Source organism: Stenotrophomonas sp. a6 (genome assembly GCF_030913325.1).
Classification (GTDB): Bacteria; Pseudomonadota; Gammaproteobacteria; order Xanthomonadales; family Xanthomonadaceae; genus Stenotrophomonas; species Stenotrophomonas maltophilia.
Genome location: NZ_CP133161.1, coordinates 3,505,263 through 3,520,976 on the forward strand (window position 1 = coordinate 3,505,263; position 15,714 = coordinate 3,520,976).

The window sequence follows — 15,714 nt, forward strand, 5'->3', positions numbered from 1 at the left end:
CGGTGAATGGTTTCACTGCGCCGCGTTTTGCTCACGCTGCGCCGCCGCATGGATTGTCGCCCGATCGCCGGGAAACCTGCTGTGCCGGAGCTGGCGCCCCGTTCAATTTGCAAGTGTTCCGATCCCGGCGGGCTATCGGCGACAATGCACGGATGAACATCCAGCTCAATGGCGAACCCCGCGCCCTGCCCGCTTCGGCAACCCTCCACGACCTGCTCGAGGCCGAACAGTTGCTGCAGCGCCGGGTGGCGGTCGAGGTCAACGGCGAGATCGTCAGCCGCAGCCGCCACGGCGAGCACGTCCTGGCCGAAGGCGACGTGGTGGAGATCGTGCACGCGTTGGGCGGGGGCTGAGACCTCCGGGTGGTGCCGGCCGCTGGCCGGCAATCCGACGCTGTCAGGCACCCTGCATGTGCCGGCCAGCGGCCGGCACTACCCTCGCCCTCCTGCGGACAGCACCGCCTTGCGTGATCCCATCTTCAGGCGGATAGGCGATAATCGCGCCATGAACGTTCATGTCTCCCCCGATTCGCTGGTGATCGCCGGCAAGACCTATGGCTCGCGGCTGCTGACCGGCACCGGCAAGTTCAAGGATCTGGAAGAAACCCGCCTGGCCACCGAGGCCGCGGGCGCCCAGATCGTCACCGTGGCGATCCGCCGCACCAACATCGGGCAGAACCCGGGCGAGCCGAACCTGCTCGACGTGCTGCCGCCGGAGCGCTACACCATCCTGCCCAACACCGCCGGCTGCTACACCGCCGAAGACGCCGTGCGCACCTGCCGCCTGGCCCGTGAGCTGCTGGACGGCCATAACCTGACCAAGCTGGAAGTGCTGGGCGACCAGAAGTCGCTGTACCCGGACGTGGTGCAGACCCTCAAGGCTGCCGAGCAGCTGGTCAAGGACGGCTTCGAGGTGATGGTCTACACCTCTGACGATCCGATCCTGGCCAAGCGCCTGGAAGAAATCGGGTGCGCCGCAGTGATGCCGCTGGCCGCGCCGATCGGTTCGGGCCTGGGCATCCAGAACAAGTACAACCTGCTGCAGATCATCGAAGACGCCAAGGTGCCGATCATCGTCGACGCCGGCGTCGGTACCGCGTCGGATGCCGCGATTGCGATGGAGCTGGGCTGCGACGGCGTGCTGATGAACACGGCCATTGCCGGTGCGCGCCACCCGGTGCTGATGGCCAGTGCCATGCGCAAGGCGGTCGAGGCCGGCCGCGAGGCCTTCCTGGCCGGGCGCATCCCGCGCAAGCGCTACGCCAGCGCCTCCTCCCCGGTGGATGGGCTGATCGGCTGATGACCAATCCTTTCGACAGCGCCGGTTCCAAGGCTCCGCCCAAGCCCTTCACCGTAAGCGAGGGCCGCCGCGAGGTGCGCAGCTTCGTGTTGCGCCAAGGCCGCTTCACCCCCGCCCAGCAGCGCGCGTTCGACGAACGCTGGCCGCGCTTCGGCCTCGACTACACCGGCCAACCGCGTGACCTGGACGCCACCTTCGGCCGCCCGGCACACAAGGTGCTGGAAATCGGCTTCGGCAACGGTGCCGCGCTGCGCTTCGCCGCCCAGCACGACCCGTCACGCGATTACATCGGCATCGAAGTGCACGCCCCGGGCGTGGGCCGGCTGCTGAACGCGCTGGCCGACGACAATGCCGACCACGTGCGCCTGTACCACCACGACGCGGTGGAAGTGCTGCAGAACGAGATCGCCGATGGCGCGCTCGATGAAGTGCGCATCTACTTCCCGGACCCGTGGCACAAGAAGCGCCACAACAAGCGCCGCCTGCTGCAGCCGGCGTTCGCCGAACTGCTGGTGCGCAAGCTGCGCCCGGGCGGCCGCCTGCACTGTGCCACCGACTGGGAGGACTACGCCGAGCAGATGTGGGACGTGCTCGATGCCACCGCCGGCCTGGTCAACCGTGCCGGCCCGCGTGGCAGCGTGCCGCGCCCGGACTGGCGCCCGCAGACCCACTTCGAGACCCGCGGCCAGAAGCTCGGCCATGGCGTCTGGGACCTGCTGTACGACCGCACCTGACGATCGCCTGAGGACGCCGCGCCCCACATGGATACCGCGCTGACGCTGACCAACGACATGAAGCTCGTGCTCGGGCTGGTCGGCTTCACGATGGCGATGTTCCTGTTCGAGCGCATCCGCGCCGACGTGGTCGCGCTGGTGGTGCTGGTGGTGCTCGGTGTCACCGGGCTGATCGCGCCGGAGGAAATCTTCGGCGGCTTCTCCGGTAACGCGGTGATGAGCATCATCGCCACCACCATCCTCGGTGCCGGCCTGGACCGCACCGGGGCGCTGAACCGGCTGGCCGCGTGGCTGCTGCGACGCGGTCATGGCGTCGAGCAGCGGTTGCTGATGATGACCACGGCCATTGCCGGCCTGAACTCGTCCTTCATGCAGAACCCGTCGGTGATGGCGCTGTACCTGCCGGTGGCTTCGCGACTGGCAGCGCGCACCGGCCTGACCCTGCAGCGCCTGCTGCTGCCGATTTCGGCGGCGATCGTGATGGGCGGTGCGCTGACCATGGTCGGCAATTCACCGCTGATCCTGCTGAACGACCTGCTGGCCTCGGCCAACAACAACCTGCCCTCGGGCCTGGCCACCATCGAGCCGCTGCGCATGTTCGCGCCGCTGCCGATCGGCGTGGCGCTGCTGATTGCGTCACTGCTGTACTTCCGCTACTACGGCGACCGCAAGCTGATCGAGGAAGAGAACCTGGTCAACGACGGGGTCACCCCGGCGCGCACCGAGAGCTACTTTGCCAAGACCTATGGCATCGAAGGCGATGTGTTCGAGCTGGTGGTCAGTGCCGAAAGCCCGCTGGTGGGCATGACCCTGGGCGAGGCCGAGAACCTGCACGATGCCCCGCTGCTGCTGGCCCTGAAGACCGGCAACGACACCCGCCTGGCGCCGCCGGCGGAGATGCGCATCTGGGTGGGCAGCGTGCTCGGCGCAATGGGTCCGCGCGAGCAGATCAACGACTTCGCGCAGAACCAGTTCCTGCGCATGTCTTCGCGCCTGAAGCACCTGGGTGACCTGTTCAACCCGAGCCGCGCCGGTATTTCCGAGGCGGTGGTACCGCCGACCTCGAACGTGATCGGCAAGAGCGCGGCCGACCTGCGCCTGCGCAAGGAGCGCGGCATCAGCCTGCTGGCGATCAACCGCGACAAGCAGGTGATCCGCGAGGACGTGCGCGACGTGCAGTTGCGCGCCGGCGACATGCTGGTCTTCCACAGCATCTGGACCGACCTGGCACAGGCGGCCAAGAGCCGCGACTTCGTGGTGGTGACCGACTACCCGACCGGCGAACAACGCCCGCACAAGTTCAAGATCGCCATGGCGATCTTCGCGTTGACCATCCTGATCGCGCTGACCAGCAAGCTGCCGGTGGCGCTGACGCTGATGACCGGCGTGGCCGGCATGCTGCTGACCGGCGTGCTGCGCATGGACGAGGCCTATGCCTCGATCAACTGGAAGACGGTGTTCATGATGGCCGGGCTGATTCCGCTCGGCTGGGCGATGGACTCCAGTGGTGCGGCGGCATGGGTGGCCGGCCACACCATCGACAAGCTGCCCACCGGCATCCCGGTGTGGGTGCTGGAGGTGGCGCTGGCGCTGCTGACCACGGCGTTCTCGCTGGTGATCAGCCATGTGGGCGCGACCATCGTGATGGTGCCGATCGCGGTGAACCTGGCACTGGCGGCGGGCGGCAACCCGACCGCGTTCGCGCTGATTGTGGCGCTGTCGGCGTCCAACAATCTGATGACGGCCTCCAACCCGGTGATCTCGATGATCACCGGCCCGGCCAACTACACCCCGCGCGAGATGTGGCGGGTCGGCGGACCGCTGTCGCTGATCTACACCTGCGTGGTGGTGTTGATGATCAACCTGATGTTCTGAGGGTTGGGGTTTGTTGGCAGGGCTGGGCCCTGCACCCCGGTAGTGCCGGCCGCTGGCCGGCAACATCAACGGCAAAAGCGTGCATTCCGTGGGATGGCGGGGTGGGTCCGGTTGCGGGGGACGCCGTAAACCCGTCCGTGGGGGCTTGGCCGCGGCATCCATGCCGCGGACACCCCCGCAACCGGACCCACCCCGCCTTCGACAGTTTCACGAGGCTGGTGGTGGGTGCCGACCGTTGGTCGGCACCGATCTCGCTCTGGTAGCTGTCGACTTGGTCGACACCGTAGATCCACGCCATGCGTGGATGAATCTCTGGATACCCATTGATGTGGATACCCATTGAGCCTGTGGGTGCGAACCTTGGTTCGCACACCGGTTGCCTCAAGCCAGGTAAACCTGCCCGTCGCGCACGTCCACCGGCACCGCGCGCAGGCGGTCGCCCTTGCAGGGGCCGGCGATGCAGTCGCCGCTGTCCAGCGCGAACGAGGCTCCATGCGCGGCGCAGACCAGGTGGCCTTCACGGCTCTTCAGGAACTGGCCGGGCGCCCAGTCCAGCCGGCGGCCGGCGTGCGGGCAGATGTTCAGGAACGCACGCACCTGCGCACCGTCGCGGTACAGCACCAGCGATTCGGCATCGCCATCAACCACCGCTTCGACCTCGGCAAACGCGCCATCGGCAATGGCATCAAGGGCGATCAGGGCGGCAGAGGCAGTCATGGCGAAGACTCGGACAGTAAACCCGCATTGTCGCACGCCCACTCAGGTGACTGGCTGCGACATGAACACAAGTCATTGATCCGTAATAAGCACAGGCTATATTTAACGAGTTTTTCACTCAATGACAGTGGCGCGTCCCGATACTCTGGTTTCGCTGATCCCAGCCTATCGAGCCGCCATGTTCAATCGCGCATCCGCCTTCAACCAGTTCCGCACCCTGTTCGCGCCGCGCAAGCCGCGCCATCCGCTGGTGCGCGTTGCCGTGGGCCTGCTTGGCCTGGCGATCCTGGCCGCGATGGTGTTCATCGGCGTGTTCGTCGGTGCGGCGATGATCCTGGTGGGCCTGGCGTGGAAGCTGCTGGCCTCGCGCAAGCCGGGTGTTGCCCGTCCGGTCGACCCGACCGTGGTCGAAGGCGAGTACCGCGTGGTACGCAAGCCGGTGTTGCCGGCCTCGCGCTGATCCACCTCCTGCGCGCCCGCTGACGGCGGGCGCCATGCGTTCTAGACTGCGGGCATGCCCTTCCTGGATGCCCGCATGTCCGATGTCTCCGATGTGATCCCTGCCATAGCCCTGCCGCGTGTACCGGTGGTGGGCGGTGGCAGTTTCCCCGTGCACCGCATCTACTGCGTCGGCCGCAACTTCGCCGACCACGCCCGCGAGATGGGCGCGGCGGTGCCGGCAGCCGATGACCGCGGCCGCCCGATGTTCTTCAGCAAGCCGGCCGATGCGATCGTGGTCGGCCATGACGATGCCATCCCCTACCCGCCGGCGACCGCCAACCTGCACCACGAAGTGGAGCTGGTGGTGGCGATCGGCCGTGATGCGCCCGCTGGCGAACTGGCCGTGGCCGATGCCGAAGCACTGGTCTACGGCTACGCCGTCGGCCTGGACCTGACCCGCCGCGACCTGCAGGCTGCGGCCAAGGACAAGGGCCACCCGTGGGATGCCGCAAAGGGCTTCGACGCCTCCGCGCCGATCAGCGAAATCGTCCACGCCGAAGAGGTCGGCGACCTGGCCGCGCTCAACCTGTCGCTAGAGGTCAACGGCGAGGTGCGCCAGCAGGCGCTGCTGGACCAGATGATCTGGAACGTGCCGGAGATCCTGCACGAGCTGTCCAAGCTGTGGCAGCTGCGTGCCGGCGACCTGGTGTTCATGGGCACCCCGTCCGGCGTGGCTGCACTGAAGCCCGGCGACCGCTTCAGCGCGCGCCTGGAAAATGTGGCCGAGCGCCACGGCGTGATCGCCGGCTGACATCACCTGCGCTACCCTGCGCGCTGTCCACTTCCCCACCGGAGAAAAACAACAATGGGAATGCTCACCGAGTTCAAGGAATTCGCGATGCGCGGCAACGTCATCGACCTCGCCGTCGGCGTGGTGATCGGCGCGGCCTTCGGCAAGATCGTGACGGCGCTGGTCGAGAAGATCATCATGCCGCCGCTGGGCTACCTGATCGGCCGCGTGGACTTCTCCAGCCTGGCCTGGACCCTGTCGCCGGCCCACCTGGGTCCGGATGGCAAGGAGATTCCGGCCGTGGTGGTTGGCTACGGCGACTTCATCAATACCATCATCCAGTTCGTGATCGTGGCCTTCGCCATCTTCATCGTGGTCAAGGCGATCAACCGCCTCTCGCGCAAGCAGGAGGCTGCACCGGCCGCACCGGCCGAGGAAGTGGTGCTGCTGCGCGAGATCCGCGACAGCCTGAAGAAATAAGGCGGCAGAACGGTAGTGCCGGCCGCTGGCCGGCAAGGCCAGCACATACGGAAGCCGGCCAGCGGCCGGCGCTACCGCGACTGCGCGAAAGCCCCGCTCCGGCGGGGCTTTCGCTTTGCCGGACATGGCGGAAAACAGCGTTCGCGCCAGCCATGACCTCCCGCCCATGCGCCGGGCTGAACGACTGTTAAGCTCCAAGGCTTAGGTCCCTTCCCGGAGTTGTCCATGCGTCGCCGCGTCCTTGCCATCGCATCCTCCCTCGCCCTGCTGGCCGCCCCGGCCTTCGCGGCGCCGCATACCACCACCCTGCCCCCGGCGTCGCTGGCCACCGCCGCGCAGCTGCGCGACCAGGCGCTGGCCGATGACACCGGCTGGAAGGTGGTCGAATCGCTCACCACCGAAATCGGCCCGCGCATCGCCGGCAGCGAGGCCGACGCCCGCGCCGTGGCCTGGGCCGAAGCCAAGTTCAAGGCACTGGGCTTCGACAAGGTGTGGAAGGAACCGGTGACCTTCCCGAAGTGGGAGCGCCGCAGCGAACACGCCGCCGTAACCGGCAGGAACCCGCAGCCGCTGCAGATCACGGCACTGGGCGGCAGCCCGGGCGGCACCGTGGAAGCCGAAGTGGTCCGCTTTGCCGACTTGGCCGCACTGCAAGCCGCACCGGCCGGTTCGCTGAAGGGCAAGATCGCCTTCGTCGATTACCAGATGCTGCCGTTCCGCGATGGCCGCGACTATGGCCGTGGCGGCGCGATCCGCAGCAAGGGCCCGTCCGAAGCGATCCGCAAGGGCGCGGTCGGCTTCCTGATGCGCTCGGCCGGTACCGACTCGCACCGCGTGCCGCACACCGGTATCACCCGTTTCGATGACGGCCTGACCCCGGTGCCATCGGCGGCGCTGTCGGTGCCCGATGCCGACCAGCTGGCGCGCCTGCTGGCCCGTGGCAGCACCACGGTGAAGGTGGCACTGGACTGTGGCTGGGATGGTACGGCGACCTCGTACAACGTGATCGGCGAGATCACCGGCCGCAGCCTGCCGAAGGAAGTGGTGGTGATCGGTGGTCACCTGGATTCGTGGGACCTGGGCACCGGCGCGGTCGATGACGGCGCGGGCGTGGGCATCACCATGGCCGCCGGCCACCTGATCGGCCAGCTCAAGCAGGCACCGAAGCGCACCATCCGCGTGATCGCCTTCGCCAACGAGGAACAGGGCCTCTACGGCGGCAAGGCCTATGCCGAGGCACACGCCAAGGACGTGGCCCTGCACCAGCTGGCCGCCGAGAGCGACTTCGGCGCAGGCCGCATCTACGCCTTCAATACCGGTTCACCGAATCCGGAAGGCTCACGTGAAGCGACGAAGCAGATTGCCGAAGTAATGAAGCCGCTGGGCATCGAGTACCAGGCCGACAAGGGTGGCCCGGGCCCGGACGTCGGCCCGCTGGCCGCCAAGGGCGGTGCGTGGGCGTGGCTGGCGCAGGACGGCTCGGACTACTTCCACCTGCACCACACCGCCGACGACACCCTGGACAAGATCGACCCGAAGGCGCTGGCGCAGAACGTGGCCGCGTATACGGTGTTCGCGTACCTGGCGGCGGAAGCCGATGGTAGTTTCGGCAGCGAAGCCAAGGCGACCACGCCTCCGAACGAGTGATGCGGTAGTGCCGGGCCATGCCCGGCGAGCGCAACTGGAAGCGCGGTGCGAACCAAGGTTCGCACCCACCAAGGCGGGTTCTGAATCAGGAACCCGGCAGGGTCAGAGCCCTCGCCTGCGGCGAGGGATCCGACCCCGATCATGCGACCCCGGATACGGGATCACCCGCGTCGACTGGCCCACTGCGCCAGCAGCACGGCCGTGGCCGAGGCCACGTTCAGGCTCTCCACCGCGCCACTGCCGGGAATCGAGACCTGCAGGTCGCACTGTCCCGCCAGGCCGCGGTCCATGCCCTCGCCTTCAGCGCCCATCACGTACACCAGCCGCTCCGGCAGCGACGCACGGAACACGTCATCACCGCCCTCGACCAGGGTTGCGGCCAGGCCGAAACCGGCACTGCGCAGCTGCGCCATCGCCTGAGCAGTCTCCGGCAGCTGCACCAGCGGCACCGACTCCGCCCCGCCTTCGGCCACGCGTGCGGCAGCACCGGACAGCGCCAGCGTGCTGCCGGCCGGCAGCAGCAGCGCCTTGACGCCGAAATGCGCGGCCGAGCGCAGGATCGCGCCGAAGTTGTGCGGGTTGCCAACACCATCCAGCCACAACGCCAGCACCGGGCCCTGCTCCAGATCGGCCAGCCACTGCGCCAGCGGCACGACCGGCGCACGCAGCACGTCGGCTACCAGGCCTTCGTGATGGGTCGTGGCAGCCAGCTTGTTGAGATCGCCTTCCTCCACCACGCGATAGCCCACGCGGTTGGCCACGCACCACTTCAGCACCGGCTGCATGCGCGGAATCAGCGCGTCCACCAGGTACAGCTTCCGCAGCGCCTGCGGGCGCTTGGCGAACAGCGCCTGTACGGCGTTCCAGCCATACAGGCGCAGTTCGTCGTTGCCGCGCCCCGGCGGCGGCGGGGTGCCTCCCTCACGCGGTGGCAGCGGGGTGGCCCGCGGCGGTCGCGACGACGGGCGGCGGGCATTCTTCCAGGGATCATTCACTACGGGACAACTCCAGCTTGCGTTGACGCCAGAAATCGGCGTTCTTGATGCCCAGGGCATCGGGGTCGAAGATTGGATCGAGGCCGAGCTTCTTCTGTCGTTCGTAATCACGCAGGGCGAGCATGGCCGGCTTCTGGATGATGAGGATGGCAATGATGTTCAGCCAGGCCATCAGGCCGACGCCGATGTCACCCAGCGCCCAGGCCAGGGTCGCATTATGGAACGCGCCGAACACCACCATGCCGATGATGCCCAGGCGCAGCACCAGCACGGTCAGCGGGCGCTTCCTGTTGTGGTTCACATAGCTGAGGTTGGTCTCGGCCATGTAGTAGTACGCCATGATGGTGGTGAAGGCGAAGAAGAAGATGGCGATGGACACGAACGCCGAACCCCAGCCCGGCAGCACGGCTTCCACGCCGGCCTGGGCGTAACCGGCGCCTTCGGGAATGCCGGCCAGGCCCTGGAAGATCGGCGGGGCGCCGGCACCTGCCGGCGAGTACACGTTGTAGGTGCCGCTGGCCAGGATCAGGAAGGCGGTGGCGGTGCACACCATCATCGTGTCGAAGTAGATGGCGAAGGCCTGCACGTAGCCCTGCTTGGCCGGGTGCGAGACTTCCGAGGCGGCCGCTGCATGCGGGCCCGAACCCTGGCCGGCTTCGTTGGCGTAGATACCGCGCTTGATGCCCCACTCCACTGCCAGGCCCATCATCGCGCCGAACGCGGCGTGGGTGCCGAAGGCGCTGCTGAAGATGATGTTGAACATCTCCGGCACGCGGTCGTAGTTGATGATCATGATGATGATGGCCATCAGGATGAAGCCGGCGGCCATGAACGGCACCACCACTTCGGCGAAGTTGGCGATGCGCTTGACGCCACCGAAGATCACCACGCCCAGCAGCAGCGCGACCACGATGCCGATGCCCAGCTTCAGCGCCTGCACCGATTCCATGCCGAAGGCCTGGCCATCGAGCGGCCCGCACAGGGCAGTACCGCGGCAGGCGTTGATGATGCTGTCGGCGATCGCGTTGGCCTGCACGCCCGGCATCAGGAAGCCGGCGGCGATGATCGTGGCGATGGCGAAGGCCAGCGCGTACCACTTCAGGCCCATGGCCTTTTCGATGTAGTAGGCCGGGCCACCGCGGTAGCGGCCTTCAGCGTCCTTGGTCTTGTAGATCTGCGCCAGGGTGCATTCCACGTACGAGGTGGACGCGCCGAGGAAGCCCATCACCCACATCCAGAAGATCGCACCGGGGCCGCCGAAGGCGATGGCGGTGGCCACGCCGGCGATGTTGCCGATGCCCATGCGGCCGGCCATCGACATGGCCAGGGCCTGGAACGAGGACACGCCGGCGTCGGATTTCTCACCCTTGACGGTGAGGCGGCACATCTCGAGGAAGCCGCGGATCTGCATGAAGCGCGTGCGCAGGCTGAAGAACAGGCCGGCGCCCAGGCACACGAAGATCAGTGCCTTGCTCCAGATGATGCTGTTGATGAAATGTACGGTTGCTTCCACGCGCGCTCTCTCCAGTCGGCGGGTTGTAAGGACGTCCCGTCGGCTGGAAGGGACCGGTCGATTCTCCCTGATCGAAGGCCGCTGCGGTAGCGCCAAGAGGATGGGGTCGGATCCCTTGCGCGCCGCGCAAGGGATCCGACCCCAGTTCGCCCGTGTGGCAGGTTGGGGTCAGGGCAGCTGGGTGCGTACCCGGGCAAAGCGGCGCAGGTCGTGCAGGACGCCGCGCTTGTAGACCGCACAGCGCTCCACGCCCTCTTCCTGGAAGCCGTTCTTCTCCAGTACACGGGCCGAGCCGAGGTTGAAGTCGACCACGGTAGCCTGCAGTCTGAACAGGCGCAGTTCGTCCATCACCCACGGTGCGAACAGGCCGACCACGCGGGTCATCACGCCCTGCCCCCAGTAGGCCTGGCCCAGCCAGTAACCCAGTTCGGCGGTATGCCCACGCTCGGCCACGCCCTGCTGGGCACCGACGCTGCCGCAGGCCTGGCCGTCGATCTCGATGGCCAGGTTCAGGGTTCCAGGGGCCAGCACGCGGCCGGCGAGGAAGGCCTCGCCATCCTCGCGCGTGTACGGGTACGGAAAGCGATCACGCAGGCCGCGCGACACCTCGGCGTCGTTGGCATGCCGCAGCAGGGATCCCAGGTCTTCCGGGCGCCAGGGGCGCAGGCGGAAACCCTCTCCCTGTAGTGGCGGGGTCAGAGCCCTTTCCGTTCCGGAAAGGGATCCGACCCCTGGTCCGACCCCGTCGGCAGGCCGGTCAGGCATGCCCGCCCACCGAGGGCGATTCGGCTTCCTGCTTCTCCAGTTCGCGCTTCACCGCTTCCGGCGAGCGGGTGTACGGGGCCAGCCGCGCGTAGAACGCCGGCACCACGAACAGCGACAGGAACGTCGAAAGAGTCACGCCGAAGATGATCACGATGCCGATCGTGCCACGGCTGGCCGAGCCGGGGCCACCGGCCACCACCAGCGGAATCGCGCCGACCACGGTGGCGATCGAGGTCATCAGGATCGGGCGCAGGCGCACCATCGCCGATTCGATGATCGCCTCGCGCACGGTTCTTCCGTCGTCGCGCAGCTGGTTGGCGAATTCGACGATGAGGATGCCGTTCTTCGCTGCCAGGCCGACCAGCATGACGATGCCGATCTGGCTGAACAGGTTCACCGTGCCGCCGCTCACCCACAACCCGACCAAGGCACCGAGCACGCCCAGCGGCACGGTCAGCATGATGGTGAGCGGGTGGATGAAGCTCTCGAACTGCGCGGCCAGCACCAGGTAAACCACCAGCAGGGCCATGGCGAAGGTCAGCAGCACCGCGCCACCCGCACTCTGGTACTCGCGCGATTCGCCCTTCCAGTTCACCTGCGCGTACTGCGGCAGTTCCTCGCGGGCCACGTTCTGCGCCCAGGCGATGGCCTCGCCCAGCGGATAGCCCGGTGCCAGGCCGGCGGTGATGGTGATCGAGCGCAGGCGGTTGAAGCGGTTCAGCGTGCCCGCCTCGGCCACTTCGCTGAGCGTGACCAGGTTGGACAGCGGCACCAGTTCGCCGGAGGTGGCACGCACACGGATCGCAGCCAGGTCGGCCGGGCTGGCACGGCCATCGCGACCGGCCTGCACCAGCACGTCGTACTCCTCGCCGTTGTCGACGAAGGTGGTGACGCGACGCGAACCCATCATGGTTTCCAGTGCCGAACCGATCGCGGTGACCGGCACGCCGAGATCCGCCGCACGCTGGCGGTCGATGTTCACCCGCATCTGCGGCCGGGTTTCCTTGTAGTCCGAATCCGGGCCGACCAGGCCCGGATTGTCGGCCATGCGCAGCAGGATGCGGTCACGCCACTGCGCGATCTCGGCGTATTCCGGGCCGCCCAGCACGATCTGGAATGGCTGGCCACCACTGCGCACCAGCCCGCCGCCCACCTGCGTACGCACGCGCACGCCGCGGATGGTGTCCAGTTCCTTCTGCAGTGCGTTGGCCACGTCCGGCGTGGCCTCGCTGCGCTGGCGCCACGGCTGCAGGAAGATGCTGACGCGGCCGGTGTGCATTTCCTCGCTGGCACCGAAGCCGCCGGGCACGCGGGGGTTGGCACGCACGATCGGCTTGTCGGCGCCCACGTGCGGCGCCAGCAGCGCTTCCACCTGCTGTACCTGCTGCACGGTGTAGTCGTAGCCGGCGCCTTCCGGGCCGTCGATCATGATCTGGAACGAACCGCGGTCTTCGGCCGGCGCCAGCTCCGACGGCAGCAGTTTCAGCAGGCCCCAGCTTGCGGCCAGCGCAGCCACCATCACCAGCAGGTAGATCCACGTGCGGTCCACGTGATGGTCGAGCACGCGGCCATAGCAGGAGGCCAGGCGCTCCAGGTTGCGGTTGACGAAGCCATGCAGGCCGCGCGGTGCCTGCCCGGTGTGCGGCTTGAGCAGCTTGGAGGCCATCATCGGCGTCAGCGTCAGCGCCACGAACGCGGACAACGCAACCGCCGCCGCCAGCGCCACCGCCAGTTCGCGGAACAGGCGGCCGGTATTGCCTTCCAGGAAACCGACCGGCAGGAACACCGCCACCAGCACCGCGGTGGTGGCGATCACCGCGAAGGCGACCTGCGTGGTGCCGCGCTTGGAGGCCACCAGCGGGGGCTCGCCCAGGTCGATGCGGCGCTGCACGTTTTCCACCACCACGATCGCATCGTCCACCACCAGGCCGATGCACAGCACCAGGGCCAGCAGGGTCAGCAGGTTGATCGAGAAATCGAACGCATACAGCGCGATGAACGCCGCGACCAGGCAGACCGGCACCGTTACCGCCGGGATCAACGCGGCGCGGAAACTGCCGAGGAACAGCCAGATCACCGCCAGCACCAGGATCATCGCTTCCACCAGCGTGGCATAGACGCGGTCAACTGCGGCTTCGATGAAGGTGGTGTTGTCGAAGGCGACGAAGATCTGCGTGCCCTTGGGCAGGGTCAGCGCCACCCGCTCGGCTTCAGCGCGCGCGGTACGCGCCACGTCCAGCGAGTTGGCAGTGGAGGTCTTGACGATGCCCAGGCCGATGCCCGGCTCGCCGTTGCTGCGGTAGTACGCGCGACGCTCGGCCGAAGCCAGTTCGATCTTCGCCACGTCGCCCATGCGCACCACGTAACCGTCGCGGCCCTTGCCCAGCGGGATGGTCGCAAAGTCTTCCGGCTTGATGTAGTTGCGCTCCACGCGCAGGGTGAAGTCGCGGTCGGTCGACTCGATGCGGCCGGCCGGCAATTCCACATTCTCGTTGCGCAGCGCGGTTTCCACGTCGCCAGTGGTCAGCCCGCGCGCGGCCAGCTGGTCACGGTCCAGCCAGATGCGCATCGCGTAGCGCTGGCGGCCACCGATGCGGACCTGGGCCACGCCATCGAGGCTGGAGAAACGATCGACCACGTAGCGGTCGGCGTAGTCGCTCAGCTCCAGCGTGTCCATGGTCGAGGAGACCATGTTGAACCAGATGATCGGGTCGGCATCGCTCTCGACCTTGGCGATTTCCGGCGGACGCGCTTCTTCGGGCATGCGGTCGGCGACGCGGCTGACCGCATCGCGCACGTCATTGGCCGCCGCTTCGATATCGCGGTTGGAGGTGAACTCGATGCTGACCTGCGAGCGGCCGTTGGTGCTGCGCGCATTGATCGTATCGATGCCTTCGATGCCGGCCAGCGCATCTTCCAGCACCTGGGTGATGCGGCTTTCGATGACCGCCGCCGAGGCGCCGGTGTAGTCCACCGACACCGACACGATCGGCGGATCGATGGCGGGCAGTTCGCGCAGGGTCAGGCGGGTGAAGGACATCACGCCCAGCACCAGCAGCAACAGGCTCATCACCACGGCGAACACCGGCCGCTGGATGGAGATGTCGGACAGCTTCATCCGCCGTGGCCCTCGGCCGCGACCGGCACCGGTGCATCCGCCGGCTTGGCACCGCTGGCCGGCGCCGCATCCTTGGCCGCGACCTTCAAGCCCGGGCGCAGCTTGCCGGTGCCATCGACCACGATACGCTGGCCGGCTTCCAGGCCCTGCTTGATCTCAACCACGCCGGCGCGGCGCGCACCGGTCACCACGTCCACGCGCTCGACGCTGTCGTCGCTCTTGATGCGGTACACGAACGTGTCGCGGCCCACCTGCACCACGGCGATTTCCGGCACCACCAGCGCCGGGCGCTCGGGGCGGAACAGGCGCACGTCCAGCAGCATGCCCGGGCGCAGCGCATGGTCGCTGTTGGCGAAATCGCCGCGCACGGTCACCGCACGGGTCGCCGGGTCGATGCGTGCGTCGATGGTACTGACCACGCCCTCGAAGGTGCGGCCCGGCCACGCCACGCTGGTGGCACTGACCTTGTCACCGACGCCCAGTGCAGCCAGTTCCACTTCCGGCACCTGGAAATCGATGTGCATGTGCTCGATGTCGTCGAGCGTAGCGATGACCGTGGTCGGGGTCACCAGCGAGCCGGGGCTGACCTGGCGGATGCCGAGCACGCCGGCGAACGGTGCGCGCACACGGCGATCACCGATGTCGGCCTGCATCTGCATCACGCGCGCCTCGGCGGCATCACGGATCGACTTCTGCGTATCCAGCGTGGCGCTGGACACCAGCCGCTGGGAGGCCAGCTCGCGCTGGCGCTTGTACAACTGGTCGGCCTCGTGGAAGGTGGCCTGCGCCTGCACCAGCGCCGCTTCCTGGGCCTGCCCGCGCAGCGTCACGATCGGTGCGCCGGCGGCGATGTGCTGGCCGCTTTCGAAATGCACCTTCTCGACGATTTCGCTGACCTTGGCGGTGACGCTGATCGACTCGCGCGCCTTGGCCGTGCCCAGCGCCTGCAGGGTGTCGTTCCACTGCATGGGCTGCACCACCTGCGCCGTGACCGGCACTGCTTCGCCCTGCCGACGCGCGGCGGCCTCCTGTTTGCCTGCGCACCCGGCCAACACGGCCAGGCTGAGGCCAAGGGCCAGGGTCGAAGCGATACGAGCCAGCATGAATGGTCCTGATTGATCCACGGCCGCCGAGTGTAGGCAAGGCCCCGCAAAAGCGGTATGTGCCAAGCGTTTACCATCGTGGAACCGAAGCCGTGATAGCGCCTTGAACCCGTTCCGTGCAAGGCTGCCCTTGGCGGTGTCGGCGTGTGTCGGGGTGTATCCAGTCGTGCACCACGGGCGTTGCCATCGTAGAGTCGAAGCTGCCCGACAGAGGGCGTCGGGCGGGGACGGATCCTG

General features: G+C 67.5%; 14 protein-coding genes. 8 read left to right on the top strand and 6 right to left on the bottom strand.

Features of this window, described 5'->3' with window-relative positions; translation table 11 throughout:
- Positions 1-152 precede the first annotated feature (152 nt).
- From thiS to Q9Q79_RS16155, 4 genes are all read left to right on the top strand, one after another.
- The gene (gene thiS, locus Q9Q79_RS16140) at positions 153-353 is read left to right on the top strand and encodes a sulfur carrier protein ThiS (protein ID WP_005410812.1); all 201 of its coding nucleotides are present in this window, start codon (positions 153-155) and stop codon (positions 351-353) included.
- A gap of 151 nt (positions 354-504) precedes the next feature.
- Positions 505-1,299, top strand: coding sequence for a thiazole synthase (locus Q9Q79_RS16145; protein ID WP_005410813.1), 795 nt, complete (start codon positions 505-507; stop codon positions 1,297-1,299).
- Complete coding sequence (gene trmB / locus Q9Q79_RS16150) at positions 1,299-2,033, top strand: tRNA (guanosine(46)-N7)-methyltransferase TrmB (protein ID WP_005410814.1); 735 nt, start codon at positions 1,299-1,301, stop codon at positions 2,031-2,033. Before Q9Q79_RS16145 ends, trmB begins: the two co-directional genes overlap by 1 nt.
- A gap of 27 nt (positions 2,034-2,060) precedes the next feature.
- Complete coding sequence (locus Q9Q79_RS16155) at positions 2,061-3,908, top strand: SLC13 family permease (RefSeq protein WP_099561921.1); 1,848 nt, start codon at positions 2,061-2,063, stop codon at positions 3,906-3,908.
- Positions 3,909-4,289: 381 nt separating this feature from the next.
- Here Q9Q79_RS16155 and Q9Q79_RS16160 read toward each other — a convergent pair whose 3' ends face one another.
- Entirely contained in the window at positions 4,290-4,625 is a 336-nt protein-coding gene (locus Q9Q79_RS16160) for a Rieske (2Fe-2S) protein (RefSeq protein ID WP_099524702.1), read from the bottom strand.
- A gap of 178 nt (positions 4,626-4,803) precedes the next feature.
- Between Q9Q79_RS16160 and Q9Q79_RS16165 the strand changes: the two genes are divergently transcribed.
- From Q9Q79_RS16165 to Q9Q79_RS16180, 4 genes are all read left to right on the top strand, one after another.
- On the top strand, positions 4,804-5,085 hold the full coding sequence (locus tag Q9Q79_RS16165; RefSeq protein ID WP_005410817.1) for a hypothetical protein: 282 nt from the start codon (positions 4,804-4,806) through the stop codon (positions 5,083-5,085).
- A gap of 75 nt (positions 5,086-5,160) precedes the next feature.
- The gene (locus Q9Q79_RS16170; protein ID WP_087802752.1) at positions 5,161-5,877 is read left to right on the top strand and encodes a fumarylacetoacetate hydrolase family protein; all 717 of its coding nucleotides are present in this window, start codon (positions 5,161-5,163) and stop codon (positions 5,875-5,877) included.
- A gap of 54 nt (positions 5,878-5,931) precedes the next feature.
- A complete protein-coding gene (mscL, locus tag Q9Q79_RS16175; RefSeq protein WP_014038282.1) occupies positions 5,932-6,336 on the top strand; it encodes a large-conductance mechanosensitive channel protein MscL in 405 nt (134 codons plus the stop codon).
- A gap of 225 nt (positions 6,337-6,561) precedes the next feature.
- A complete protein-coding gene (locus tag Q9Q79_RS16180; protein ID WP_012481115.1) occupies positions 6,562-7,983 on the top strand; it encodes a M28 family peptidase in 1,422 nt (473 codons plus the stop codon).
- A 161-nt stretch (positions 7,984-8,144) separates the two neighbouring features.
- On the opposite strand, the gene Q9Q79_RS16185 is transcribed toward Q9Q79_RS16180, so the two are convergent.
- The 5 genes from Q9Q79_RS16185 to Q9Q79_RS16205 all read right to left on the bottom strand — a co-directional run bounded on the left by Q9Q79_RS16185 (position 8,145) and on the right by Q9Q79_RS16205 (position 15,477).
- Positions 8,145-8,978 carry a TrmH family RNA methyltransferase gene (locus tag Q9Q79_RS16185; protein WP_012481116.1) on the bottom strand — a complete coding sequence of 278 codons (834 nt, stop codon included), beginning with the start codon at positions 8,976-8,978 and terminating at the stop codon, positions 8,145-8,147.
- On the bottom strand, positions 8,971-10,491 hold the full coding sequence (locus Q9Q79_RS16190; RefSeq protein WP_012481117.1) for an alanine/glycine:cation symporter family protein: 1,521 nt from the start codon (positions 10,489-10,491) through the stop codon (positions 8,971-8,973). The genes Q9Q79_RS16185 and Q9Q79_RS16190 overlap by 8 nt, the downstream gene beginning before the upstream one ends.
- A 168-nt stretch (positions 10,492-10,659) precedes the next feature.
- Positions 10,660-11,256 carry a GNAT family protein gene (locus Q9Q79_RS16195; protein WP_201861970.1) on the bottom strand — a complete coding sequence of 199 codons (597 nt, stop codon included), beginning with the start codon at positions 11,254-11,256 and terminating at the stop codon, positions 10,660-10,662.
- On the bottom strand, positions 11,249-14,374 hold the full coding sequence (locus tag Q9Q79_RS16200; RefSeq protein WP_099527258.1) for an efflux RND transporter permease subunit: 3,126 nt from the start codon (positions 14,372-14,374) through the stop codon (positions 11,249-11,251). Before Q9Q79_RS16200 ends, Q9Q79_RS16195 begins: the two co-directional genes overlap by 8 nt.
- A complete protein-coding gene (locus tag Q9Q79_RS16205) occupies positions 14,371-15,477 on the bottom strand; it encodes an efflux RND transporter periplasmic adaptor subunit (protein ID WP_012481120.1) in 1,107 nt (368 codons plus the stop codon). Before Q9Q79_RS16205 ends, Q9Q79_RS16200 begins: the two co-directional genes overlap by 4 nt.
- Positions 15,478-15,714 lie beyond the last annotated feature (237 nt).

What these genes read in the sequence shown, in the direction of transcription:
- Q9Q79_RS16155 (WP_099561921.1), top strand. Translation starts at nt 2,061, where the DNA reads ATGGATACCGCGCTGACGCTGACCAACGACATGAAGCTCGTGCTCGGG.
- Q9Q79_RS16165 (WP_005410817.1), top strand. Translation starts at nt 4,804, where the DNA reads ATGTTCAATCGCGCATCCGCCTTCAACCAGTTCCGCACCCTGTTCGCG.
- Q9Q79_RS16205 (WP_012481120.1), bottom strand. Translation starts at nt 15,477, where the DNA reads ATGCTGGCTCGTATCGCTTCGACCCTGGCCCTTGGCCTCAGCCTGGCC.
- Q9Q79_RS16180 (WP_012481115.1), top strand. Translation starts at nt 6,562, where the DNA reads ATGCGTCGCCGCGTCCTTGCCATCGCATCCTCCCTCGCCCTGCTGGCC.
- Q9Q79_RS16145 (WP_005410813.1), top strand. Translation starts at nt 505, where the DNA reads ATGAACGTTCATGTCTCCCCCGATTCGCTGGTGATCGCCGGCAAGACC.
- Q9Q79_RS16170 (WP_087802752.1), top strand. Translation starts at nt 5,161, where the DNA reads ATGTCCGATGTCTCCGATGTGATCCCTGCCATAGCCCTGCCGCGTGTA.
- Q9Q79_RS16160 (WP_099524702.1), bottom strand. Translation starts at nt 4,625, where the DNA reads ATGACTGCCTCTGCCGCCCTGATCGCCCTTGATGCCATTGCCGATGGC.
- mscL (WP_014038282.1), top strand. Translation starts at nt 5,932, where the DNA reads ATGGGAATGCTCACCGAGTTCAAGGAATTCGCGATGCGCGGCAACGTC.
- thiS (WP_005410812.1), top strand. Translation starts at nt 153, where the DNA reads ATGAACATCCAGCTCAATGGCGAACCCCGCGCCCTGCCCGCTTCGGCA.
- Q9Q79_RS16200 (WP_099527258.1), bottom strand. Translation starts at nt 14,374, where the DNA reads ATGAAGCTGTCCGACATCTCCATCCAGCGGCCGGTGTTCGCCGTGGTG.
- Q9Q79_RS16195 (WP_201861970.1), bottom strand. Translation starts at nt 11,256, where the DNA reads ATGCCTGACCGGCCTGCCGACGGGGTCGGACCAGGGGTCGGATCCCTT.
- trmB (WP_005410814.1), top strand. Translation starts at nt 1,299, where the DNA reads ATGACCAATCCTTTCGACAGCGCCGGTTCCAAGGCTCCGCCCAAGCCC.